This window comes from Nonomuraea sp. B12E4 (assembly GCF_039871825.1).
Lineage (GTDB): Bacteria > Actinomycetota > Actinomycetes > Streptosporangiales > Streptosporangiaceae > Nonomuraea.
Genome location: NZ_JBDPME010000023.1, coordinates 1 through 22761, shown reverse-complemented (window position 1 = coordinate 22761; position 22761 = coordinate 1). Strand labels below are relative to the sequence as shown.

28 protein-coding genes, 4 tRNA genes and 2 pseudogenes are annotated in these 22761 nt (G+C 69.3%); 17 read left to right on the top strand and 17 right to left on the bottom strand.

The annotated features are described in order from the left end of the window. The 11 genes from ABGB18_RS36545 to hypE all read left to right on the top strand — a co-directional run bounded on the left by ABGB18_RS36545 (nt 1) and on the right by hypE (nt 8676). Nucleotides 1-1806 carry a nickel-dependent hydrogenase large subunit gene (locus ABGB18_RS36545; protein WP_347700235.1) on the top strand — a complete coding sequence of 602 codons (1806 nt, stop codon included), beginning with the start codon at nt 1-3 and terminating at the stop codon, nt 1804-1806. A gap of 12 nt (nt 1807-1818) precedes the next feature. After that, a complete protein-coding gene (locus ABGB18_RS36540) occupies nt 1819-2331 on the top strand; it encodes a hypothetical protein (protein ID WP_347700234.1) in 513 nt (170 codons plus the stop codon). Further along, on the top strand, nt 2328-2987 hold the full coding sequence (locus tag ABGB18_RS36535) for a DUF5947 family protein (protein WP_347700233.1): 660 nt from the start codon (nt 2328-2330) through the stop codon (nt 2985-2987). The genes ABGB18_RS36540 and ABGB18_RS36535 overlap by 4 nt, the downstream gene beginning before the upstream one ends. After that, complete coding sequence (locus tag ABGB18_RS36530) at nt 2984-3202, top strand: hypothetical protein (RefSeq protein ID WP_347700232.1); 219 nt, start codon at nt 2984-2986, stop codon at nt 3200-3202. The genes ABGB18_RS36535 and ABGB18_RS36530 overlap by 4 nt, the downstream gene beginning before the upstream one ends. A 5-nt stretch (nt 3203-3207) precedes the next feature. Beyond that, on the top strand, nt 3208-3852 hold the full coding sequence (locus ABGB18_RS36525; protein WP_347700231.1) for a DUF6084 family protein: 645 nt from the start codon (nt 3208-3210) through the stop codon (nt 3850-3852). 6 nt (nt 3853-3858) lie between these two features. Continuing rightward, complete coding sequence (locus tag ABGB18_RS36520; protein ID WP_347700230.1) at nt 3859-4788, top strand: hypothetical protein; 930 nt, start codon at nt 3859-3861, stop codon at nt 4786-4788. Further along, a complete protein-coding gene (locus tag ABGB18_RS36515; RefSeq protein ID WP_347700229.1) occupies nt 4785-5705 on the top strand; it encodes a hydrogenase maturation protease in 921 nt (306 codons plus the stop codon). Before ABGB18_RS36520 ends, ABGB18_RS36515 begins: the two co-directional genes overlap by 4 nt. 121 nt (nt 5706-5826) lie before the next feature. Continuing rightward, the gene (locus tag ABGB18_RS36510) at nt 5827-6192 is read left to right on the top strand and encodes a hydrogenase maturation nickel metallochaperone HypA (protein ID WP_347700228.1); all 366 of its coding nucleotides are present in this window, start codon (nt 5827-5829) and stop codon (nt 6190-6192) included. Further along, on the top strand, nt 6170-6442 hold the full coding sequence (locus ABGB18_RS36505; RefSeq protein WP_347700227.1) for a HypC/HybG/HupF family hydrogenase formation chaperone: 273 nt from the start codon (nt 6170-6172) through the stop codon (nt 6440-6442). The genes ABGB18_RS36510 and ABGB18_RS36505 overlap by 23 nt, the downstream gene beginning before the upstream one ends. A 9-nt stretch (nt 6443-6451) precedes the next feature. Continuing rightward, nucleotides 6452-7606 carry a hydrogenase formation protein HypD gene (gene hypD, locus ABGB18_RS36500; RefSeq protein ID WP_347700226.1) on the top strand — a complete coding sequence of 385 codons (1155 nt, stop codon included), beginning with the start codon at nt 6452-6454 and terminating at the stop codon, nt 7604-7606. Continuing rightward, complete coding sequence (gene hypE / locus ABGB18_RS36495; protein ID WP_347700225.1) at nt 7603-8676, top strand: hydrogenase expression/formation protein HypE; 1074 nt, start codon at nt 7603-7605, stop codon at nt 8674-8676. The genes hypD and hypE overlap by 4 nt, the downstream gene beginning before the upstream one ends. Nucleotides 8677-8744: 68 nt before the next feature. Here hypE and ABGB18_RS36490 read toward each other — a convergent pair whose 3' ends face one another. The 6 genes from ABGB18_RS36490 to ABGB18_RS36465 all read right to left on the bottom strand — a co-directional run bounded on the left by ABGB18_RS36490 (nt 8745) and on the right by ABGB18_RS36465 (nt 11356). Next, a complete protein-coding gene (locus ABGB18_RS36490) occupies nt 8745-9350 on the bottom strand; it encodes an SIS domain-containing protein (RefSeq protein WP_347700224.1) in 606 nt (201 codons plus the stop codon). Further along, nucleotides 9347-9592 (bottom strand): HypC/HybG/HupF family hydrogenase formation chaperone, encoded by a 246-nt coding sequence (locus ABGB18_RS36485; protein ID WP_347700223.1) that lies wholly within the window; start codon nt 9590-9592, stop codon nt 9347-9349. The genes ABGB18_RS36490 and ABGB18_RS36485 overlap by 4 nt, the downstream gene beginning before the upstream one ends. Further along, a complete protein-coding gene (locus tag ABGB18_RS36480; protein ID WP_347700222.1) occupies nt 9589-10056 on the bottom strand; it encodes a phosphoheptose isomerase in 468 nt (155 codons plus the stop codon). The genes ABGB18_RS36485 and ABGB18_RS36480 overlap by 4 nt, the downstream gene beginning before the upstream one ends. A 386-nt stretch (nt 10057-10442) precedes the next feature. Continuing rightward, a complete protein-coding gene (locus tag ABGB18_RS36475; protein ID WP_347700221.1) occupies nt 10443-10772 on the bottom strand; it encodes a DUF4232 domain-containing protein in 330 nt (109 codons plus the stop codon). A 1-nt stretch (nt 10773) separates the two neighbouring features. After that, nucleotides 10774-10929, bottom strand: a complete 156-nt coding sequence (locus ABGB18_RS36470) for a hypothetical protein (RefSeq protein ID WP_347700220.1) — start codon at nt 10927-10929, stop codon at nt 10774-10776. Nucleotides 10930-10960: 31 nt separating this feature from the next. Beyond that, nucleotides 10961-11356 carry a helix-turn-helix domain-containing protein gene (locus ABGB18_RS36465; RefSeq protein WP_347700219.1) on the bottom strand — a complete coding sequence of 132 codons (396 nt, stop codon included), beginning with the start codon at nt 11354-11356 and terminating at the stop codon, nt 10961-10963. A gap of 84 nt (nt 11357-11440) precedes the next feature. Here ABGB18_RS36465 and ABGB18_RS36460 point away from each other — a divergent pair, with 84 nt between their 5' ends. Beyond that, nucleotides 11441-12349, top strand: coding sequence for an NAD(P)H-binding protein (locus tag ABGB18_RS36460; protein WP_347700218.1), 909 nt, complete (start codon nt 11441-11443; stop codon nt 12347-12349). Between the two features lie 14 nt (nt 12350-12363). Here the strand turns inward: ABGB18_RS36460 and ABGB18_RS36455 are convergent, their stop codons facing one another. Continuing rightward, complete coding sequence (locus ABGB18_RS36455; RefSeq protein ID WP_347700217.1) at nt 12364-13341, bottom strand: SDR family NAD(P)-dependent oxidoreductase; 978 nt, start codon at nt 13339-13341, stop codon at nt 12364-12366. 36 nt (nt 13342-13377) lie between these two features. On the opposite strand from ABGB18_RS36455, the gene ABGB18_RS36450 reads away from it, so the two are divergent. Then, on the top strand, nt 13378-13962 hold the full coding sequence (locus tag ABGB18_RS36450; RefSeq protein WP_347700216.1) for a helix-turn-helix domain-containing protein: 585 nt from the start codon (nt 13378-13380) through the stop codon (nt 13960-13962). A 297-nt stretch (nt 13963-14259) separates the two neighbouring features. Continuing rightward, nucleotides 14260-15054, top strand: coding sequence for a TIGR03564 family F420-dependent LLM class oxidoreductase (locus ABGB18_RS36445; RefSeq protein ID WP_347700215.1), 795 nt, complete (start codon nt 14260-14262; stop codon nt 15052-15054). A 92-nt stretch (nt 15055-15146) separates the two neighbouring features. On the opposite strand, the gene ABGB18_RS36440 is transcribed toward ABGB18_RS36445, so the two are convergent. The 5 genes from ABGB18_RS36440 to ABGB18_RS36420 form a co-directional block, all read right to left on the bottom strand. Continuing rightward, entirely contained in the window at nt 15147-15407 is a 261-nt protein-coding gene (locus tag ABGB18_RS36440; RefSeq protein ID WP_347700214.1) for a Txe/YoeB family addiction module toxin, read from the bottom strand. Further along, the gene (locus ABGB18_RS36435) at nt 15404-15670 is read right to left on the bottom strand and encodes a type II toxin-antitoxin system prevent-host-death family antitoxin (protein ID WP_347700213.1); all 267 of its coding nucleotides are present in this window, start codon (nt 15668-15670) and stop codon (nt 15404-15406) included. The genes ABGB18_RS36440 and ABGB18_RS36435 overlap by 4 nt, the downstream gene beginning before the upstream one ends. Before the next feature lie 83 nt (nt 15671-15753). Next, nucleotides 15754-15933, bottom strand: coding sequence for a hypothetical protein (locus ABGB18_RS36430; RefSeq protein WP_347700212.1), 180 nt, complete (start codon nt 15931-15933; stop codon nt 15754-15756). A gap of 324 nt (nt 15934-16257) precedes the next feature. Continuing rightward, nucleotides 16258-16331: transfer RNA gene (locus ABGB18_RS36425), tRNA-Phe, on the bottom strand. A gap of 457 nt (nt 16332-16788) precedes the next feature. Further along, nucleotides 16789-17421 (bottom strand): hypothetical protein, encoded by a 633-nt coding sequence (locus tag ABGB18_RS36420; protein ID WP_347700211.1) that lies wholly within the window; start codon nt 17419-17421, stop codon nt 16789-16791. Between the two features lie 714 nt (nt 17422-18135). On the opposite strand from ABGB18_RS36420, the pseudogene ABGB18_RS36415 reads away from it, so the two are divergent. Further along, nucleotides 18136-18525 (top strand): annotated as a pseudogene (locus tag ABGB18_RS36415) (transposase); the annotation flags it as partial. Between the two features lie 183 nt (nt 18526-18708). On the opposite strand, the gene ABGB18_RS36410 reads toward ABGB18_RS36415, so the two are convergent. The 4 genes from ABGB18_RS36410 to ABGB18_RS36395 form a co-directional block, all read right to left on the bottom strand. Beyond that, nucleotides 18709-18785: transfer RNA gene (locus tag ABGB18_RS36410), tRNA-Phe, on the bottom strand. Between the two features lie 5 nt (nt 18786-18790). Then, nucleotides 18791-18865: transfer RNA gene (locus ABGB18_RS36405), tRNA-Asp, on the bottom strand. Nucleotides 18866-18953: 88 nt separating this feature from the next. Beyond that, nucleotides 18954-19026: transfer RNA gene (locus ABGB18_RS36400), tRNA-Glu, on the bottom strand. Continuing rightward, the gene (locus tag ABGB18_RS36395; protein ID WP_347700210.1) at nt 19027-20526 is read right to left on the bottom strand and encodes a metallophosphoesterase; all 1500 of its coding nucleotides are present in this window, start codon (nt 20524-20526) and stop codon (nt 19027-19029) included. Between the two features lie 114 nt (nt 20527-20640). Here ABGB18_RS36395 and ABGB18_RS36390 point away from each other — a divergent pair, with 114 nt between their 5' ends. Together ABGB18_RS36390 and ABGB18_RS36385 are read left to right on the top strand one after the other, a co-directional pair. After that, a complete protein-coding gene (locus ABGB18_RS36390; RefSeq protein WP_347700209.1) occupies nt 20641-20982 on the top strand; it encodes a metallopeptidase family protein in 342 nt (113 codons plus the stop codon). 110 nt (nt 20983-21092) lie between these two features. Next, a complete protein-coding gene (locus tag ABGB18_RS36385) occupies nt 21093-22358 on the top strand; it encodes an MFS transporter (protein WP_347700208.1) in 1266 nt (421 codons plus the stop codon). A 99-nt stretch (nt 22359-22457) separates the two neighbouring features. Here ABGB18_RS36385 and ABGB18_RS36380 read toward each other — a convergent pair. Further along, nucleotides 22458-22613: pseudogene (locus ABGB18_RS36380) on the bottom strand (PspC domain-containing protein); the annotation flags it as partial. Nucleotides 22614-22761 lie beyond the last annotated feature (148 nt).

The window sequence follows — 22761 nt, the reverse complement described above, 5'->3', positions numbered from 1 at the left end:
GTGGCAACGCGTACCACGGGACGGCGCCAGAAGGCGGAGACCACGCGCGAGCTGGTGGAGATGTCCTGGGATCCGATCACCAGGATCATCGGGAACCTCGGCATCTACACCAAGATCGACTTCAAGAACCGCGAGGTGGTCGAGTGCAGGAGCACCTCGTCGCTGTTCCGCGGCTACAGCGTGTTCATGAAGGGCAAGGACCCGCGTGACGCGCACTTCATCACCAGCCGCATCTGCGGCATCTGCGGCGACAACCACGCGACCTGCTCGATCTACGCCCAGAACATGGCCTACGGCGTCAAACCGCCGCCGCTGGCCGAATGGATCATCAACCTCGGCGAGGCCGCCGAGTACATGTTCGACCACACCCTCTTCCAGGACAACCTGGTCTTCGTCGACTACTGCGAGCAGATGGTCAAAGAGACCAACCCGAACCTGCTGCGGCGGGCGGAGACGGCCGAGGCACCCCACGCCGCGATCCACGGCTACCGCACGATCGCCGACATCATGCGCGCGTTCAACCCGTTCAGCGGCGCGGTCTACCGCGAGGCGCTCCAGGTGAGCAGGGTCACCAGGGAGATGTGCTGCCTGATGGAGGGCAGACACGTGCATCCCTCGACGCTCTACCCGGGCGGCGTGGGCACCGTGGCGACGCCCCAGGTGTTCACCGACTACCTGGCGCGCCTGCTGAGGGTGCTCGACTTCGTCAAGAAGGCCGTCCCGATGAACGACGACCTCTTCGACTTCTTCTACGAGGCGCTGCCCGGCTACGAGGAGGTCGGCCGGCGGCGGGTGATGCTCGGCTGCTGGGGCGCCTTCCAGGACCCGGCGGCCGTCGACTACGACTACCGGAACATGAACGAGTGGGGCCGGCGGATGTTCGTCACGCCCGGCATCGTCCTGGACGGCGAGCTGCTGACCACGAAACTGGTGGACATCAACCTCGGCATCAGGATCCTGTTGGGCAGCTCCTACTACGACGACTGGCAGTCCGAGGAGACCTTCGTCACCCACGACCCGCTCGGCAACCCGGTCGACCAGCGCCACCCGTGGAACCAGACGACGCTCCCCAAACCACAGAAGCGCGACCTGGAGCACGGCAACTACAGCTGGGTCATGAGCCCCCGCTGGTACGACTCCCGCTCCGGCGACCACCTGGCCCTCGACACCGGCGGCGGCCCGCTGGCCCGGCTGTGGGCCACGGCGCTGGCCGGCGTCGTCGACACCGGTACGGTGCGGGCGACCGGCGACGGCGTGGAGATCAACCTGCCCAAGAGCGCGACCTTCCCCGAGATGCAGTTGACGTGGAACGTTCCGCGCTGGTCCAACACCATCGAGCGCAACCGCGCCCGCGCCTACTTCGTCGCGTACGCGGCCGCGATGGCGGTCTACTTCGTCGAGCAGGCCATGGCCGAGATCAGGGCCGGGCGCACGCAGGTGTTCACCGACTTCGAGGTGCCGGACGACGCGATCGGCTGCGGCTTCCACGAGGCGGTACGCGGGGTGCTGTCGCACCACATGGTGATCAGGGACGGCAAGATCGCCAACTACCATCCGTACCCGCCGACCCCGTGGAACGCCAGCCCGCGCGACGTGCACGGCGTGCCGGGGCCGTACGAGGACGCGGTGCAGGGCCTGCCGATCTTCGAGGAGAACGGCCCGGACTCGTTCAAGGGCATCGACATCATGCGTACGGTGCGCAGCTTCGACCCCTGCCTGCCCTGCGGCGTCCACATGTACCTGGGCGACGGCAAGGAGCTCAAGCAGGTGCACTCGCCCACGTTCGGCGCGGGCGTCTCCGGCTGAGGGGACGGGCGAATGAACGAGCGCATCAGCAGGATCGAGTCCATGCTCGAACAGGCGGGTCCGGCGGCGAGCGAGCTCGTCAAGGAGCTGCTCGACCTGTACGGCGACGGCCTGGCGCGGGTGATGGCGGCCGTGGGGGAGGAGCAGGCGGCCCGGCTGGCCGCCGACGAGCTGGTCTCGTCCCTGCTCCTGCTGCACGACCTGCACCCGCTGGACACCCGCGCCCGGGTGGAGTCGGCGCTGGCCGGCACCTCCGCCGAGGTGCTCGTCGTCGAGGAGGACTGGGTGCGCCTGCGGCTGCGCCCGACCGGCTGCGGCTCCGCCCCGGCCGAGTCGGCGCTGCGCGAGGCGGTCCGGAACGCGGCCCCGGAGATCGAGCACGTCGAGATCCAGATCGAGGCCAAGGAGCCCACCCTGATCCCGATCGAAAGCCTCACCGTGCGCCGCGGCGCGACCGCGGGCCCCGGCCAGACGGTGCTCCCGAGCCCGGCCGCGCGCCCCGGCCCGCGGGCGTCGGCCCCGTGAGCGGCCGGTTGCGCCTGCTCGCCGCCCAGGCCCGCGAGCGGGAGCAGGCCCAGGCGCGCGAGCGGGAGGAGGCCCGCCGGCCGCGGTGCGAGCTGTGCGGCGAGCCGCTGCCCGCCGACCACCGCCACCTGCTGGAGCTGCCCGCCCGCGAGCCGCGCTGCGCCTGCCGCGCCTGCCAGGTGCTCTTCGACCACGCGGCGACCGGCGCGGGCCACTACCGCCTGCTGCCCGACCGCCGCCTGCGGCTGAGCGGGTTCACAGTGGACGATCCCACCTGGGCCCGGTTGCGCACCCCGGTACGCATGGTGTTCCTGGTGCACGACGCGACCTCCGGAGAGATCGTCCAGTTCTACCCGAGTCCCGCCGGACCGGTGCGGGCCACCGTCGACCGGTCGGCCTGGGACCTGCTGCGGAGCGCCCACCCGGAGATCGCGGGGTTGCTCCCGGACGTGGAGGCCCTGCTGCTCGACCGCGACCGGGGCGCCTGGATCGTCCCCGTGGACGACTGCTACGCGCTCGCCGGCACGATCCGGGCCCACTGGCGGGGCCTGACGGGCGGCCCGGACGTCCGCGAGCACATCAGCCGATTCTTCACCGACCTCGACGCCCGGTGCGTCACCGTACCGGCCGCCGGCAACGACAGGAGCCCAGCGTGACCAGGAAACAGCCGATCAGGACGGGCCACCGTGACGTCCGCCCCGACGCGTCCGCGCACGTCAAAGGCGTCAAGGAGGGCAACGCCGACGGCAACTACGCCGAGCAGCCCGGGCACCTGCCGGACGGCCGCTCCACGGCCGAGCGTTCGACCGGAATCAACCCCCGCAAACACGACCCGATCGACCCTGACATGCCCAACCTGTCGCCCGCCTGATCGCGATGCCACCGACATCACCCGAGCTGAGGATCGAAGTCCGCGGGGTGGCGGCGACCGAGCCCGCCGCCGCGCCGGCCCTGAGCTTCCCGCTGAGCATCGAGGCCACCCCGGGAGCGCGGATCCGCGCGCTCACGCTGTCCACGCAGCTCCGCATCGAAGCGCCCGCCCGCGCCTACGACGAGGACGCCCAGCGTCGGCTCAAGGAGCTGTTCGGCGAGCCGGAGAGCTGGAGCCGCAACCTGTCCAGCCTGCTGTGGACGCAGACGGTCACCCACGTCCCCGCCTTCACCGGCAGCACCGTGGCGCCGATCATCGTCCCCTGCACTTATGACTTCGACGTGGCCGCGGCCAAATACCTGCACAACCTGCCCGACGGCGAGGTGCCGCTGCGCTTCCTGTTCACCGGCACCGTCTTCTACCTGGACGGGGACCGGCTGCAGGCGGCCCACCTGCCGTGGGACACCGAGGCGGACTTCCGCATGCCGGTGACCGTGTGGCAGGACCTGATGGAGCGCCACTTCCCGCGTACCGCCTGGATCCGCCTGGAACGCGACACGTTCGACCGCCTGTACGCGCACCGGGTCCGGCACACGCTGCTCGGCTGGGACGACGCGGTGCGGTCCCTGCTGGAGACGAGCGGAGGCTGACGACCCATGGACCAGGTCAGGCAGATCGCGCAGGCCGTGCTGTACGAGGGCTACCTGCTGTGGCCGTACCGGGCCTCGGCGCTGAAGAACCGGCACCGATGGACGATCGGCGGCGTGCACCCCGAGGCGTACGGGCGGGCCCACGACGGGAACCCGTGGCTGATGCGTACCGAATGTCTCGTCGAGGCCGAACCGCACGACACCGTGGACGTACGCGTGCGCTTCCTGCAGGTGGTCACCCGCGCCTGCGGCGGCACGCCCGAGCAGGAGGCGCGGGAGCGCGAGGTGGAGCTGCCGGGACTCGTCCTGGAAGACCTGCTGCGGGCCCCCGCAGGCACGGAGATCGACATTCCGGCCGGGCGGGACGACCCGGCCGAACGGGCGGGGGAGGAGACGCACTCCTGGCAGGCGCTGTGCGGCCGGATCGAGGCGGGCGCGCAGCAGTTGGGCCCCGGCCTGTTCAGGCTCACCGCCGAGGTGGTCAACACCACGCCCTGGGACGGCGGCACCCGCGACGAGGCCCTGCAGCGCACGCTGGTCTCCGCGCACACCGTGCTGCACGCGCCGCACGCCAGGTTCGTCTCGCTCATGGACCCGCCGCCGGAGCTGCGCGTCCACACCGGGGCCTGCCACAACGTCGGTTCCTGGCCGGTGCTGGCCGGCCCGGACGGCGACCGGCACACCGTGCTCGCCTCGCCGATCATCCTCTACGACCACCCGCGGATCTCCCCGGAGAGCCCCGGCGACCTGTTCGACGCCACCGAGATCGACCAGCTCCTCACGCTGAGCGTGCTCGCCCTCAGCGACCAGGAGCAGCAGGAGATCCGCGCCGGCGACCCCCGGGGCCGCGAGATCCTCGACCGCTGCACGGCGCTCACACCGGAGGAGCTGATGCGGCTGCACGGCCTCATGCGCAGGACGGGAGCACACCCATGAGCGGATTCTGGACACGGATGGCCGACCGCGGCCCCGGCGAGGTGCTGGTGGCCGGAGTGCTGGTCGGCCCGGGCAGCCGGGTCCGCCTGCGCCCCAAAACCGGCCCCCCGGCAGCCCCGCACCCGGCCGACCCGTTCGAGCCGTTCGAGCCGGCCCCGCATCCGGCGGGAGAGCACCCGAGGGGACCGCGCCCGACGGGCAGGGGCGACATCTTCGACCTCGTGCTCGACGGCCGCGTGGCGATCGTCGAGAGCGTCGAGCAGGACGACGAGGGCGCCCTGCACGTCGCCGTCACCCTGGACGAGGACCCCGGCCGCGACCTGGGCGAGGCCCGCCTGCCCGGCCACCGCTTCTTCTACTCCGTCGAGGAGATCGAGCCGCTGGGCGAGCCCGGCGCTCGCCCGCCCGGCAGGATCCTGGTCGCCGGCATCGGCAACGTCTTCCTCGGGGACGACGGCTTCGGCGTGGAGGTGGTCCGCCACCTGGCCGGGCAGCCCGGCCTCCCGGGCGTGGACGTCGTCGATTTCGGCATCCGCGGCATGGACCTGGCCTACGCCCTGCAACGCGACTACGCGGCCGTGATCTTCGTGGACGCGGCGGCGCGCGGCCACGCCCCAGGCACGCTCACCGTGCTTGAGCCCGACCTCCCGGACGACGGCGAGGGCGGCGGCGCGCCGGTGGAGACGCACGGCATGGACCCCGTCCGGGTGCTGCGCCTGGCCAGGACGCTCGGCCGCCTGCCCGCCCAGGTCAGGGTGGTCTGCTGCGAGCCGGCGACGGTCGAGGAGGCGCTGTTCGAGCTGAGCGAGCCGGTACGCGCGATGATCGGCGAAGCGGCGAACCTAGTGAAGTCCCTGGTTATGGACATGATTGCGGAAAACACCGGCCCGAGCGCTCGGGCCCCGCAGCGGAGGTGATGTGAGATGTGGAAGTCACGCGTTGTGGCATTGCTCGTGCTCAGCGGGCTGGCGGCGCTCGTCGCCCACCAGTGGCCGCAGATTCACCGGTACCTGAAGATGGAGCGGATGTAGGGGCAGCATGCATGAGATCGGGCTGTGTGAGGGCCTCGTCGAGCTGATCCAGCAGCAGGGGGCAGGCAGGCGGGTCACGACCGCCCGGGTGCGCGTCGGCGCCCGGCACGCCGTCGTGGACGCCGCGTTCGAGCAGGCGTTCGCGCTCGCCGCGGCCGGCACCCTCGTCCAGGATGCGAAGGTGGAGCTGGTCGTCACTCCGATGACGGTCGGCTGCCGCGCGTGCGGCGGCCGTTCCCGGTCGGTGGACGTGCTGGCCGCCTGCCCGCACTGCGGCGACGATGCCGTGGACCTCAGCGGCGGGGACGAACTGGTCCTGGAGTCGGTCACCTTCAGCGAGGAGGTGCCCGGTGTGTCTCGGCATCCCCGGTGAGCTGGTGGAGTTCGTTCAGGAGCCGAGCGACCTGGCCGTGGTGGACGTCGGCGGGGTGCGCCGGCGCATCAACGTGGGCCTGCTCGCCGACGAGCGGCTCCAGCCGGGCGACTGGGTGCTCGTGCACGTCGGGTTCGCGCTGTCCAAGATCTCCGAACGGGAGGCACAGGCGGTGCTCGACTACCTGAAGGGTCTCGGGCAGCCGTACGCCGACGAGCTGGAGGCGTTGCGCGCCTCGGACGGCGCATGAGGGGGACGGATGCGTTTCGTCGATGAGTATCGCGACGCCGGCCGGGCGCGGGCGCTGGCCGCGCGGATCGCCGCCGCCTGCCGGCCGGGGAGCCGGTACACGTTCATGGAGGTGTGCGGTGGCCACACCCACACGATCTACAAGCACGGCCTGGAGGACCACCTGCCGCCCGAGGTGAACCTCGTGCACGGCCCGGGCTGCCCGGTCTGCGTGATCCCGATGGGCCGGGTGGAGGACGCCATCCACATCGCCCGCCAGCCGGACGTGATCATGACGTCGTTCGGCGACATGATGCGGGTGCCCGGCGGGTCGGGCAGCTTCCTGGACGCCAAGGCGGAGGGGGCCGACATCCGGATGGTCTACTCCCCGCTGGACGCGCTCAAGATCGCGCGGGCCAATCCGGACCGGCGGGTCGTGTTCATGGCCATCGGCTTCGAGACCACCGCGCCGTCCACCGCCGTGACCGTGCTGCGGGCGGCGGCGGAGGGCCTGTCGAACTTCTCCGTCTTCTGCAACCACGTCCTGATCATCCCGGCGATCAAGGCCATCCTGGACTCGCCGGACCTGCGCCTGGACGGGTTCATCGGTCCCGGCCACGTCTCGGCGGTGATCGGCTGCCAGCCGTACGAGTTCATCGCCCACGACTACGGCAAGCCGATGGTGGTCGCCGGGTTCGAGCCGCTGGACATCCTCACCTCGGTGCACATGCTGCTCGCCCAGCTCGCCGAGGGCCGCTGCCAGGTGGAGAACCAGTACGCCCGCGTGGTGCCCTGGCACGGCAACCGCGTCGCGCTGTCGGCCATCGGCCAGGTGATGCGGCTGCGCCCGCACTTCGAGTGGCGCGGGCTCGGGTTCATCGCGCACTCCGCCCTGGGCATGACGGAGGACTACGCGGCCTTCGACGCCGAGCGCATCTTCGACCTACCCGGCGTACGCGTCGCCGACCCGAGGTCGTGCCAGTGCGGCGAGGTGCTGAAGGGGGTGCTCAAGCCGTGGGAGTGCAAGGTGTTCGGCACCGCCTGCACGCCCGAGACGCCGATCGGCACCTGCATGGTCTCCTCCGAGGGGGCCTGCGCCGCGTACTACAACTTCGGGCGTTTCACCCGAGAACGGATGCGTACGGCGGCCGACGAGCCGCTGGCGGGGGAGGCGAGCCGGGCATGAGCCGCGAACAGCAGGTGCTCGACCGCATCGAGCGGATCCGGCGGCGCAAGCCCGTGGTCAGGGAGGAGCGCATCACGCTCGCGCACGGGGCCGGCGGCAAGGCCACGCACACCCTGATCGAGGCGGTCTTCCTGGAGGCGTTCCGCAACCCGCTGCTCGCGCCCCTGGACGACGGCGCGACCCTGCGGCTGGAGAACGCGCGGGCGGCCTTCACCACCGACTCGTTCGTGGTCTCGCCGCTGTTCTTCCCCGGCGGGGACATCGGTGACCTGGCCGTCAACGGCACCGTGAACGACCTGGCCATGTGCGGCGCCCGGCCCTGCCACCTGTCGGCGGGCTTCATCCTGGAGGAGGGGTTCCCGATCGCCGACCTGCGGCGCGTCACCGCCTCGATGGCCGCCGCCGCGGCCGCCGCGGAGGTGACGATCGTCACCGGCGACACCAAGGTCGTCCCGCGCGGCAAGGGCGACGGCTGCTACATCACCACGGCCGGGGTCGGGCTGATCGAGCAGCCGGTGACCCTGTCGGCCGCGGGCGCGCGGCCGGGCGACGCCGTCATCGTCTCCGGCCCGATCGGCGCGCACGGCGCCGCCATCATGCTGGCCAGGGGCGACTTCGACATCGAGGCGCCGATCTCCTCCGACACCGCGCCGCTGCACGGCATCGTCGCGGACCTGCTGCGGGCGCTCCCGCGGCACGTCAGAGCCCTGCGCGACGCCACCAGGGGCGGCGTCGCCACGGTCCTCAACGAGGTGGCCGTCGCCTCGGAGGTGGCCGTGGTGCTGCAGGAGGAGAAGATCCCGGTACGCCCCGAGGTCACCGGCGTCTGCGAGCTCCTCGGCCTGGACCCGCTCTACGTCGCCTGCGAGGGCCGCTTCGTGACGATCGTCGACGGCGAGCACGCCGACCAGGCCCTCGACACGCTGCGCGGGCACCCGCTGGGCGCGGAGGCCGCGATCGTCGGCACCGTCACATCCGACCCGCCCGGCCTGGTCCTGCTGCGCACCGCGTTCGGCGGCACCCGGGTGGTGGACGTCCTGGTCGGCGACCCCCTGCCACGCATCTGCTGACCTCGGCCCGGCCGCCGGCCCGGCGAGCCGCCACCCGCTTCCCCCGGCCTCCGCCGTCGGGCGAGCCGCTACCCGCTTCTCCCGGTCTCTGCCGTCACCAGGTCGGCCAGCACGTGGTAGAGAGTCGCCTGCGCCTCCTGGATGCGGTGCACCGACGCGGACGGGACCACGAACAGGTGCTCGGCCAGCCCATCCGCGGCCATCCGCCCACCCCCCGAGCCGGCGAACCCCACCGTCACCATCCGCCGGGCCCGGGCCTGAGCCAGGCCACGCGCCACATTCGGCGACCCGCCGCTGGTGGACAGGGCGCAGGCGATGTCGCCCGCCCCGCCCAGCGCGGCGAGCTGCCGGGCGAACACCACGTCGAACCCGACGTCGTTGCCCAGCGCCGTCATCAGCGCCGAGTCGCCGGCCAGCGACACCGCCGGCAGGCCACGCGCGGTGAACAGCGCGGCCAGCGACTGCGCGTCCGTGCTGCTGCCCCCGTTGCCGAAGGCGAACAGCCGCCCGCCGCCCCGGAAGGCGGCGGCCATCGCCGCCGCGGCCGCCGTCAGCGCGGCCGACATCTCATCGAGCACCCGCCGCCGCAGCTCCAGGCTCGTACGCGCCTTGGCCTCGGTGGAGGCCCGCAGATCAAGCGGATCCCGCCGCAGAAACGGGTACAGCCCGGTCACAGGGACGTCTCCGTCACCACGTCGTCCTCCTCGATCACGGCGATGGCCTCCCCGGCGTGCACGAGCACGGTGTCGCCGACCCGCGCCGCCACCAGCGCCACGCTGATCTCCTCGGTCCCCGCGCCGGTGTCCACCAGGGCCAGCCCGGCCGGCAACAGGCTCACGACCCGCACGTGGACGGCGATGTCCCCGCACGTCAAGCAGGAGTCACAGACCCCCTCGTCCTCCGTCCCGCCGCTCACTCGCCCGCCTCCTGGAACACGTGGACCAGCTCCCACAACAGGTGGTACATCGTGATGTGGATCTCCCGGGCGACCAGCGGATCGCCGGTTCGCGCGACCAGGACGTGATCGGCCTCCGGACACTCCTCGTCCGCCGTCAGCGCGACGGTCAGCATGCCGAGCCCGCGGGCGACGACGAGGTCGCCACGGGCGGCCCGGATCCCGACGGCGATGTCCCCGGCCCGGCCCAGCACCGGCAGCAGCGCGGGCTCGCCGCCCAGGCTGAAGGCCGGAAGCGCGCGCTTGCCCACGATCACCGGATGGGTGAACTCCACCGCGACGTGCGCCGCGTCCGCGGCCCCGCCCAAGGCCAGCAGCCTGCCGCCGTCCCGGAACCGCTCGGACATGGCGGCGGCGGCCTCGATGACCGCGCCGGCATCGTCCACCAGCGCCTTCCCCGCGGCGTCACGGACCCGATCGAGCACTTCAGGCCCTCCTGCCTTCCATTGATACACGACATCGCCCATTTCACCCTGGCCCGGCACAGACAGTGAGATGCTGCCCGCAACGAATTCGGCAAGGTCCCGGCAAGATTCGCCCGCCACCCCGGGTGGACGGCCTTCGGAGATCGGCGGAGAGTGATGGTTGACCGCTGGCCTCACGGCTGACGCGGATCCCCGTTCGTCCCCCGCTTCCCCGGCATCGAGGACGAAGTATGCCGCGACCTACCACGCCGAGCATGTCGGAACCCTCCCGCGCCCGCCCGAGCTGCTGCAGGTCCGGCAGGCCCGCGAACGCGGCGACATGAGCGGAGAGGGGCTGGCGCGCAGGGCGTGCCATCGATCAGGGGAAGCTTCGGCCGGCTGGAAGTTCACCAGGCGACGACGCCCTGCCTGCTGGGCTGGATGGTGCCGATTTGCAGCGACTTGAAGGTGATGCCGGACTGCTCCGGATCAGGGAAGCCCTCCAGCGTCGCCGCCACGAGCGGCCCGCCCTTCGCGAGCCCGACCTTGACGGTGTTCCCGGCCGGGCAATCGGTGGCCGCCTTGTCGCAGGTCGTCCACTTGATCCCGGCGAACGCCCCCGACCCCGGGGCCAGCTCGGCGGGCACCGACTCGCCCGGCTGGGCGACGTTCTCCGTCGGCACGGTCACCGCCTCGCCGGCCGTGTCGGTCAGCGCGATCATCGGCCAGCCGGCCACGCTACAGGTCCGTGGGACTCGCCGCCGTGGGGGCGGACGCCGACGAGGCCCCGCACGCCGAGACGCCGCCGGCCAGCACCATCACCCCCGGTACGGCGAGCAGCACGACCGCCTTCGCGCGATCGGCGGTCCAGCGGGACGTAGGACGTGGCGACACCGAGCTCTTCCCTTCTCTCGTTCGATGGGCTTCAGGCATCGTGTGCGGCGTCCCACTGCTCGCGGGCGTGCGCCATGGTGTCCTTGTACGCGCGCGACCAGTCCGCCAGCCGTTCCACGGCCTCGGCGAGGCTGCGTCCCATCGGTGTCAGCCGGTATTCGACCTGCGGCGGAATCGTCGGGTACGCCGTACGTTCGACCAGCCCGTCCCGCCACAGCCGCCGGGTCGTCAACGTGAGCATCCGCTGAGAGATCCCGGGGATCGCCCGGTGCAGCTCCCTGAACCGCCTGACCCCCTTGCTCAGCTCCACCAGGACCAGCACGGTCCACTTGTCGCCGATACGGTCGAGCACGTCCCGGATCCCGCAGTCGTCGTCCCCGCACGGGCCGTTGACCTGGGCGCTTACCTCCGTGTGCGCGACAGACATGAAAGTGCCTCCTTATGGCGAGCACGGGCCGGGGCCCATGCTGGGCGCGGTCCACCTGGAGTTTCACAGTAGGGGGTGTCTTTAATGATCATGGTGACGGGAGTCTCCGGGGCGCTCGGCAGCGCGATTCTCGACGGGCTGCGGGCCGAGGCGGTCATCGGAGCCAGCAGCAAGGGCGCCGGGGAGACGGTACGCCGCGCCGACTTCGACCGGCCCGAGACGCTGGCGGAGGCGTTCGCGGGGGTGCGGGTGCTGGTGTTCGTGTCGGCGGGGTACGCCGAGGACGACGTCGTCCTGGCCCGCCACGGCGCCGTGGTGCGGGCGGCGGCCGCGGCCGGCGTCGATCACGTGATCTACACCAGCCTGGCGGGCTCGGGGGAGCGGCTGAGCATCGCGCTCGCGCACCGCTGGACCGAGGCCCGCCTGGCGGAGGCGCCCTTCGACGTGACCGTGCTGCGCAACGGGCTGTACGCCGAGCTGGCGGCCGGGATGGCACTGGCGGGCGCGGCCTCGGCAGCGCGGACCGGCGTGTTCACGGCGCCGCTCGGGGACGGGCGGCTCTCCGTGGTGGCCCGTGCCGACCTGGCCGCCGTCGCCGTTCGGGTGGCGGCCGAAGCCTGGTCCGACGTGACCGCGGGCGCACCCCGGCGGCACGCGGGGCGGACGTACGAGCTGGAAGGGGTCGACGCGGTCGGCGGCCACGACCTCGCAAGGGCGCTGGCCGACGCCCTGGACCGGCCCGTCGAGTACCGCACGGCACCACTGGGCGACCTGCGGCCAATGCTGGCGGGGCTGGAGGCGTACCAGGCGGGACACACGATCTCGACGTTCGCCAACGTGAACGCGGGACTGCTGGAGGCCGCCCACAGCGACCTGCCCCCACTCCTGGACACGCCGCCGCTCCCGGTACGGGACCTGATCACGGCAGCGGTGACGGCGGGACTTCCCGCCCGACACCCCGCAGACCTCCCGGGCCGGCTCTCATCCCGGTGAGCTGGGGCCTTGAGTCACACCGAAAACCTCACCTGGGTCAGTTCCTCTGAGATCGTCCACAGCCGGGGCTGGGCGGCCACGTCGTAAGACCGTGGGCTCGACGTCACGACCTTCGGGTGTCCCCTGCTTTCCTGGAATCCGTCCGGCCCCAGGTACTGGCCGCCCTGGACGGTCGGGTCGGTCGCGGCGCGTAGCGAGGGCAGCGCCCCCATCTCGGCGGGCTGGATCAGCAATGGCCGGACCAGGGCGAACAGTGCCCGGAAGTACAGGGGCTGAAGCGACACCGATGTCCTGGACCCTCCGGTGTCAGATCCCCCGGGATGAGCCGCGACGGCGGTGGTCTCCCCCGTTCCTGACAGCCTGCGCTGGAGTTCGTAGGTGAACATCAGATTGGCGAGTTTGGAGTTTCCGTACGCGGCGACACGGCTGTACTCACGGGTGTTCCAGTTGAGGTCGTCGAAGTCGATCGGTCCGCCCTGCCGGTGCCCCGCACTGCTCACGGTGACCACGCGAGAGCCGGGAATGCGCAGCATCATGTCGAGCAGTAGTCCGGTGAGAGCGAAGTGGCCCAGGTGGTTCGTGCCGAACTGCATCTCGAAGCCGTCCGCCGTGGTCTTTCGCGGGGCGTACATGATGCCGGCGTTGTTGATCAGAAGGTCGATGCGGTCACGGGTGGCCCGCAGCTCGTCGGCGGCCGCGCGAATGGAGGCCAGCGAAGCCAGATCGAGGCGTTGCACCGTGACGTCGGCGTCCGGGGCGATCGCGGCGATCTCGGCTGATGCCCGTTCGCCCTTGTTCATGTCCCGCACGGCGAGGACCACGGAGGCTCCGCGCGCCGCGAGCGCCTTGGCGGTTTCGAAACCGATGCCGGTGTTGCCGCCGGTGATCACGGCGACGCGACCCCGCTGATCGGGCATGTCGGCGGTGGTCCACCGCTGTCGGGGCATGGTTCCTCCAGATATAATCGGGGCGCTCGTTCCGTTTCGGAACATACCGGAACGAGCGCCCCGGTTGTCAAGGAGACCGTTGTGACTGAGAAATCCCGGCCACTGCGCGCGGACGCCGCCCGCAATCGCGCCCGCGTACTGCAGGTCGCCTACGAGACGTTCGCCGCAGAGGGTGCGGGCGTCCCGATCGACGAGATCGCCCGCCGCGCGGGAGTGGGCGCGGGCACGGTGTACCGACACTTCCCCACCAAGGAATCGTTGTTCCAGGCGATCGTGGCCGAGCGGTTGCGGCAGGTCGTCGAGCGGGCGCGCGAACAGGTGGCGGCCGACCCGGGAGAAGGGCTGTACGCCTTCCTGTTCCAGATGGCCGAACAGGGCGCGACCGACCTGGGGCTCACGGAGGCTTTCGCGGGAATCGGCTTCGACCTGGCGGCGGCCCTGCCCGACGCCGAGAAGGAGTTCACTGGGCTGATGGCCGAGATCCTCGCCCAGGCTCAGCGCGCGGGGACCGTACGGTCCGACCTGGATGCGGCCGACATCAAGACTCTGATCGTCGGCCTGCAGGCGATGCGGCGCTTCCGCGGCGACAGCGAGTTGATGCGCCGCGTCTACCCGGTGATCCGGACCGGGCTGGCAGCGCCGGGCTCGGCCGACGCGTCTCCGTAAGTTGCACGGACGCGAGCGCCGGAGCACAGGCCCCTTGGTTAACCGGGGCGCTCGTTCCGATATAGTCATAACCGGAACGCACGCCCCGAATCCATCTGGAGGGACCATGCCTCAACGCCACGAACCGAACCCCGACCTGCCCCGGCCCCTGCGTCATGCCTCGCGAGCCTGAGGAGCTGATCGCATGGAAATCGGACTGTCGAGCTACGGCGCCGCGCCCATCCCGGAGCTCCTGAACGAGATCGAGCGCGCGGCGGCGAACGGCTTCTCTCGTTTCTGGCTCGGTGAGCACAGCGGATGGGATCCGCTGACGCGGTGTTCGCCGCACTGGGCGACCGCGCACCGGGCATCGAACTGGCCACGTCCGTCGTGGGCACCTATCCGCGCCATCCGCTCACCCTGGCCGCCCAGGCGCTGACCGCACACGCCGCGACCGGTGGGCGACTCACGCTCGGCATAGGTCCGAGCCACGCCCCCGTCGTCGAAAGCAGGTACCGCCTGACCTGGCAACCCCCCGTACGGCACACGCGAGAGGTGCTGGACGTCCTCCGCCCCGTCCTGCGGGGCGAGGAGGTAGAGATCCGCGGTACATCGATCACAGCGGTCGGCGGCGTCGCCAGCCCCGGGGTGGCCCCGCCCGCCCTTCTGCTCGCCGCGAATGGTTTTTGGATGCTCACCCTCGCCGGCGAACGAGCCGACGGCGCGCTCACGATGTGGACGACGCCCCGCTTCCTCGGCGACGTCGTGGTTCCCACCGTCACCACCGCCGCGGCGGGACGAGCGGCACCACGCATCGCCGTCGGGCTGCTCGCGGCGGTGACCTCAGACGTGGATGGGACACGTCAGCGCGTCAACACCGACTTCCGGCAAGCCGCGACACTTCCCACCTTCCGCGCCCTGCTCGATCGGCAGGGCTCCACAGGACCGGATGACACGCTGGTCGTCGGCGACGAGACCCTTGTGGAAGAAACCGTAGGCCGCTTCGCCGACGCCGGCGCCACCGAGCTGATCATTTTCCCCGTCGGACTTCCCGAGGACCAGCACCGCACGATCGCCTTGTTCGCCGAGCTCGCCAAACTGCGCCGCCGATAAACGGGCGTTCCGAACGAGGGCGAGGATGTGGCACGCGGCCCGGGACAAGAGGCTCACCGGTGCCGACAAGGTGCGAACCACGCAGACGGTCGCTACTCCTCATAGCGGTAGCGACAGGCGGCGATCATGATGGCGTCGTCGTTGATGCGGTAGACGAGCCGGTGTTCTGAGGTAACGCGCCGGGACCAGTAGCCGGACCATTCGTACTTCAGCGGCTCTGGTTTGCCGATGCCTTCGTTCTCGTTCCGGGCTATGTCGGCGATCAGCTGATTGATCCTTTTGAGGATGCGTCGATCTTCTCGCTGCCAGTAGCAGTAGTCCTCCCAGGCAAGCTCGTCGAAAAGGATCTTCACGCGGTGGTGTCCTCATCGGCCAGCTCATGGATGGTGCCGCCGCCGGCCTCCAGACGGGCGACCGCCTCTGACAGCCGTCTGCGGTTGACAGGAGAGGCCATCAGATAGAGCGTCTCGCGCATCGATTCGTATTCGCGCTGCGACACCATGACGACGCCTTCTCCACCGGGGCGGGTGATCAGGACCTCTTCCTGGTCGTTGATGACGGCGTCGAGGGTGGCGGCGTAGTTGGCCCGCGATTCGGACATAGTCATCACCTTCATGTCATGAGTGTACACGATGATGTACATCAAGCGCGCCGCACTGGATTCACAAGCGGGGGACGCGCAGAGATCAAGCCGTCGCATCAAGGCGCGAGCGACGTCTGTCGTGTACTCCTCGACGGAATCAACGCCAGGACCTCATCCACGAAGGCCTGCCGATTGGGTCGCCGGGCAGCATCGGCCATTTCCACACCGACAAGCAGTTCGGCCACAGTGATCGCCGCAATCGCCACATCATCGGCATCGTCGATCGCGGCGTCCACGGGTGCTTTGCCTCCTCGGCGGCGATGAGCACCCCCCTGTCCAGGATCAGGCGTCGGGCCACATGCCTCTCATCTCATCGTCAATCGCCTCACGGCCAGCCGCGACATCAGCCTCGAAGTCCGCGTCCAGTGTCCCCGCGCTTCTGACCAGAAACGCCTTGACCATACGCCCTGGTGCGGTGGGCGCAGGGCCGATCACGAGGAACTCATGCCCTGACCCATCGATGCTCCATCGCCCGACGCCCTTGCTGTCAACGTTGCTGTCACAGACACGGGAACGCCCCGGAGTGATGATCGCTTCGGGGTATCTTGGCTGGTCAATGCTGGTGGTCAGGGGCAGGATCGAACTGCCGGCCTTCCGCCTTTCAGACAAGCCGAGCACCCGCTCCCGCCGAGCTCTTGACGGCGCTGACCAGGCCCGGCCTTTCCCAAGCGTCCGTCAACGTCCGTGATCGTCTGCCGTGGTTGTCACTCAGTTTGTCACGCAGTCGCTCCACCGAAGAGGAGCTTCGCACGCTCTCAAGAGCCGTGCTGCGCACGGAGAAGCGCTGCAACGCGAGGGGGGTCATGCCACATCCGGGCGGCGGCGCGAGCGCTCGAAAGCGAGGTCCTGGTCACGGCTCCTGCTCGTCAAAGTCGGTATCACGTGAAACCGAAGGGCAAAGGCACAGAGCCCACGGAGGAGGTCTGTGACTCCCCGACGGCACCCGGTCGTGCTCACCAGTTATGATCACGACCTGGTGGCACGCCGCCGACCGCGCAAGGCCCGCACAGTCGGCGCGCTGGGCTGCTCAGCCGATGCCGACGTCTGTCACGCGGTCATTGCGAACAGGTCGAAGCCGTCCGAGGTTCAGGTCACCGAGCAGGCCCCACCTCGATGGTGTATTCGATCTCGTAGTCATACTCACTCCACCTCAATCCGTCAGAGTTGGCTGGACACCTATCCGCAAACTTCCAGATGCACGGCCCGCTATTATCATCCGGATAATCGGCAACATTCAGTCTCTTTTGCACCACCCCTAGGACGCCATGCTCATTGAAGGCCGGAGCCTTGGCCAGAGCCAGCGACGTGGCGGAAAGAACCGCTCCGGAGACCGCGTACTCAACGGAAGTAGACAGGGAGTCGAGCGCAGTTCCGATGTCTGCGGTAAGCGCCGAAAGCACCGCCGAGCGATTCGCGGCGAAATAATTATTGCTGTAGTCGTCGCTGGCGCGCCGGAATTGAAGGCCGAGTTCGATGAAGTCATCGATATATATGTTGTTGTCGAAGATTACAGACTCGGCAGAATCGAATTCATTTCCATCGTCGCTACTAAGGGGGACCGGCGTGGTCAGAACCGCCATGCTCTTAGAGCCGGACCGGGGGCCGGTGACCGCTCCGCCCGCGACGCAGAGCATGTCGGATCCCCGTTTGTCTTGGGATTGATTGCAGTTCACGAAACCCAGCGCGATGGTGACACGTTTCTGATTGTCGTTCGACTCTGCCATGAGTTTCTCCTGTCAGGAAATCATCTGAAGCGCGTCCCTACGGCCGGCATCCGCGGGCCTATCTGGGTTTGACCGTGCCAGACTGACCTGACGGTGCCAATGAAGCCAGCCCCCAGGCTCCGCGAGCGGCAAGAGCCATTCTCCCATATGCCCAAGGCCTGACATGATCGTGCCCAGTCCGATCGAGGATTGCAAGGAGTACCCAATCGATGGCCTAGCGACTCTTCTTGCCGAAGGCGCAACCCTCCCGAGGCGAAAGGCCGGCGAGTTTGCTGGTGGGTGCAGGAGGTGAGCGGCCCGCCCTGGCCCCTGGTATCGGGCGGAAGATGGTGCACCACCATCGGTCGTGATCGTCTGCCTGGCGTCCCTCCTGGGCGACCCGTCAGGGCCAACCTGCTGTAACACCGGGGCGCTTGCCCAGGGTGTTACAGCCTGTCTTCCGCGCGCAGCGCGCTCGGAAGGGCGTGCGAAGCACCATTCAGAGGGACCGCAGGGACAGCCCTCCAGGGGGTCTGTCCCCTGCCTTGGACTGCGTTAGTGCTGGTTGTAGCACCTTCTGGGACGGCAGGGACGGTGCCGACGTGTTCGCGGCCCGGTGCGCCGCGCGGGGGCAGGGACTGCCCCCGCAGCGACCTGTCTCGATCACTCTGGCCGCTGACCGGCACGGCCCCTACCTACGCGCGGCGATCACCGGTGAGTTGGAACGGGTTCACCACCCCGCGCTGCCTGGCCCGTCTCCTGCTCACCCACCTCGACCGGGTGCATGAAAGCGACATCCAGCTGCGGCAGGAGCTCACCGCAGCCTGCCTCGAACTGGCCGAGCTCGCCCGGCATGTCCGCGACTTCGCCGAATCCTCACCCAGCCGAAGGTAACGACACCAAGCTCACCGCCTGGGTCACCAGCGTCCGAGCCGCTGACCTGCCTTACCTGCACGGCTTCGCCAACGGTCTCGAACTCGACCGCGACGCCGTGAACGCCGCCTTCATCCTTCCGCACCACAACAGCCGGACCGAAGGCGTCAACACCCGACGAAGAGGATCATGCGGCAGATGCACGGCCGTGCCGGGTTCGACCTGCTGCGTCACCGTATCCCGCTGCAGTGAAGATCACTCAACGCCACCACCGATTACGGGGCAGAGCCGTTAACTGGACATACCCATCTCCACGGCGAGATGCGCGGGACTCATGTCGTGGTCCAACCCGATGCTCCATCGCGACGTTGCTGTCACAGACACGAAAACGCCCCGGAGCGATGATCGCTACGGGGCATCTTGGCTGTTCAAAGCTGGTGGTCAGGGGCAGGGTCGAACTGCCGACCTTCCGCTTTTCAGGCGGACGCTCGTACCAACTGAGCTACCTGACCCAGAGCGGTCCTGACGGGACTTGAACCCGCGACCTCCACCTTGACAGGGTGGCGAGCACTCCAAACTGCTCTACAGGACCTTGCTGTCTTGCTGTTGCGCTCGCTTAGTTTATCAGCTCTTCGGTGGTCTTCGACCAGCCATTTTGCCGATGCGCTAAGTGCTCGCAGTGCCCCCAACGGGATTCGAACCCGTGCCGCCGCCTTGAAAGGGCGGTGTCCTAGGCCGCTAGACGATGGGGGCTCAGGATTCCCTGTCGCCTTCCGTCGGAGACCTTTGAAGCATAGGGGACGATTGCCCCTGATGCCAAAGCGGCGAACCGGCGGTCGGCGTCGAGGTGCCAGTGATCGATCCCGTTGGCGACGGGGCGGTCGTTGGCTCCGGGGAAATCATACGTTGCGGGTTGGGCTCCACGTGACGCTGGATGTACACCGACTGCTCGCCGAGTCCTCCCAGGGTGACGTCGTCCCAGGCGCGCAGGCGCTTCGTCTCCTTGTCGAAATACAGGACGGAGGCCTGGACCGGGGTGGGCTGGGCGTGTTCGAGGGCGCGCAGGCCGGCGCCGCCCGTCGAGCCCTGGACGAGCATGCGGGTGTGGGTGGGGAGCATGGTGGTCCTGCGCTCATGGGTGTGTCCGGCCAGGATGAGCGGGGCGGCGCCGCTGAAGCCCTTGCCGACATCGGGGTCGTGTACGGCGATCACGTCCGGCTTTTTGACCTGCGGCAGGTGGTCTCGGGCGAACTGGGCCAGCGCGGCGGGGTCCGAGTCGACACTTACGGATTTGTCCGGGGTGAAGCGGGGGTCGCCAAGGCCGTAAATATTGAGCCCTGCTACGTTTCGTGCCTTGTTGTCCAGAACTATGGCGTTTTTCTGCTTTTCGACCGCTTTCTGGGTGGTCGCGGAGTCGTGGTTGCCGCGGACGTAGACGTATGGGACGCCGAGGGTGCCGATTTCGTCCACGAACTTGTTCTCCGCATTAGTCCCGTGGTCGGAAATATCGCCCGTGTCGATGATGAAATCCACGGCGAACTGGTCCTTGAGGGAGCGGATGACGTTCCAGGCGATGGGGTTGATGTGGATGTCGGAGACGTGGAGGACCCGGATGGACTTGGGGTCGGCGTCGTACAGCGGCAGGGTGGACACGGTTTCGTAGAGCTTCGAGACGTTCGTCACGAGCTTGGTGAGCTGCGACCGGTACGACTCGAAGCGCGTCACGATCGACTCCGCGCTGCCGACCAGGGACGGCGCGGCGGCGACCAGTCCGGAGTAGCGCGGCTCGACGAGAGAGCTGGGGCGGAAGGTGACGGCCGCGAGGGCGCCCGTGCCGGCCAGGGCCACGGAGGCCGCCAGCAGGCCCAGGAGGGCCACCCGAGGCCGCCTGAACACCAGCAGGACGGCGATGAGGGCCCCCGCCCCCGCGCACAGCAGCGAGCGGATGGCGAGCGCGCGCACGCCGTCGAGCAGGTCGCTCTCGATGAGCCCCGGCAGGCGGTCGGCCAGGCGCGGGTCCTCGATGAGGGCCTTGGCGCGTTCCTGGTCGATGTTGTCGAGCGTGATGCGGAGCTGGAGCGGCGCCTCGTGCGTGCGGAAGGTGAGCGTGCCCAGCGGGCTGGCGTCCACGACCGTCTGGCCGTGCAGGGCCGGGCGCAGGGACATGCCGGTCTCCACCGGGCCGATCTGGGCGCGTACGGTGCCGCTGAGGAAGATGCCCATCCAGGCGCCGACCCCGGCTACGACGAGCACCGCCACGACCATCACCGCGGCCCTCGCGGACCGCGACCGGATGACTGCCTTCGATCTCTGGGCGAACTTCATACAGTTTCTTGCCTACCCGACCGACGGGGCAGAATGGCAAGGGTGATCGAGGTATCGCGGGAGAAGTTCGAGGAACTCGTGGCCGAGGCATTGGACACGATTCCCCCCGAGCTCACGCGCGCCATGAGTAACGTCGTGGTCACTGTGGTCGATGATCCGCCGGAGCCCCGCCTGCTCGGCCTGTACACCGGTGTCCCCCTCACCGAACGCGGCGACTGGTACTCGGCTGTCTTGCCCGACCGCATTGAGATCTACCGCAATCCGATATGCCAGATTTGCGATACCGAGGAAGACGTGGTCGACGAGGTACGCATCACGGTCGTCCATGAGGTCGGTCACCACTTCGGCATCGACGACGCGCGGCTTCACGAGCTGGGCTGGTAACCCTTTGCTTTTGGTTAACTGCTTTCGGTTGCGGCTTGCTATGGTGATCAGGCACCTTAGGTGACATAGCGAGCACACTCAGTCAGGCGTAGCGGAGTGCAATGGGGGCCATGCGGGCACAACGGCCGCACGGACGGCATCGCCGGGCCGACGCAAGCCAAGCCACATATCGGGAAGTCATCGCGATCAGGGAGTTCAGGGCGCTCTGGTACGGCCAGGGCCTCTCGCTCCTCGGCGACCAGCTCGCGCAGGTGGCGCTCGCTGTCCTCGTCTACGATCGCACGCGGTCGCCCCTGGCCACCGCGGCCGTCTACGCTCTGACCTACCTGCCTTCGATCGTCGGCGGGCCGCTGCTGGCGGGCCTGGCGGACCGGTTCGCGCGCAGGGGCGTCATGCTGACCTGCGACCTCATCCGGGCCGCGCTAGTGGGCGCGATGGCCCTGCCGGGCATGCCGTTCTGGGCGCTCTGCTCGCTGGTGTTCCTGGTGGTGCTGCTGAGCGCGCCGTTCTCGGCCGCCCGGGCGGCGCTCCTGCCGGAGGTGCTCGAAGACGACCTGTACGTCCTGGGCTCCGCGCTGCAGAACATGACGAACCAGGCCGTGCAGATGCTCGGTTTCGCGGCGGGCGGAGCCGTGATCGCGACCCTGGGCCCATATCGTGCGCTCGCGCTGGACGCCGCGACGTTCCTGGCGTCCGCGCTGATCCTGATCTCCGGCGTACGCCGGCGCCCGGCCACGAACCGCGACGGTTCGAAACCGTCCATGTGGACGATGACCAGGGCCGGAGCCAGGCTCGTGTTCGGGTCGCGGAAGTTGCGGACACTTGTCCTGTTCGCGTGGTTGTGCGGCTTCTACATCCTGCCGGAGGGGATCGCCGTTCCGTACGCGGCCAAGCTCCACACGGGTGGGCTGCCGATTCCCGTGATCACCGGGCTGCTGATGGCGGCGATGCCGGCCGGGACGGTGGTGGGGGCGTTCCTTTTCAGTAGGTTCGTGGCGCCGCCGCGGCGGATGCGGCTGATGGGGTGGCTGGCCATGCTGAGCTGCGCACCCCTGGTCGTGACCGCGTTGCGGCCGCCGCTGGCCGTGGTGCTGGTGGCGTGGTTCCTGTGCGGGATCGGGGGTGCCTACCAGCTTGCGGCCAATGCGGCCTTCGTGCAGTGGGTGCCACCGGAGCAGCGTGCCCAGGCGTTCGGTCTCGTACAGTCGGGGTTGATGGCCGTACAGGGGATCGGGATCCTGGCAGGCGGCTTTGCGGCGGAGAGGCTCGGCCCGGAGCCGGTGGTCGCGCTGGCCGGCATCGCGGGTCTGATCAGCGCGGCCGTGCTCACCCTGATCTGGGCCGAGTCTCGCAAACCGGTGCCCGCCACTGCCTGATCACGACTGGGGCTTGTGCTGGCCGCCCCAGTCCGTCCGGTTCTGCTGCTTGTTGATCAGGTCCTGGACGATCGAGGTGTCGCTGTTCTCATCGGGCATGAGGAGCCAGCCGATCGCGTACACGCCGACGCCCGCCCCGCCGAACAGCGTCGCGATGGCCAGCGCGATCCGAACCAGGTTGGCATCGATCCCGACGAACTCGCCGATACCGGAGCAGACACCCGCGATGATCCGACCCTTGTGCGTCCGGCGCAGCTTCTTGACGTTGTATTCGCGGGGGGCTCACCCCGAAGCGTGGACACCGGCTGTCATGCGGCGAGCAGCACTCTAGCGGTGGTCTGCTGCTCGTAGTCGATGGGGCTGAGGTAGCTGAGCGTGGAGTGTCTCCTGCGGGTGTTGTAGC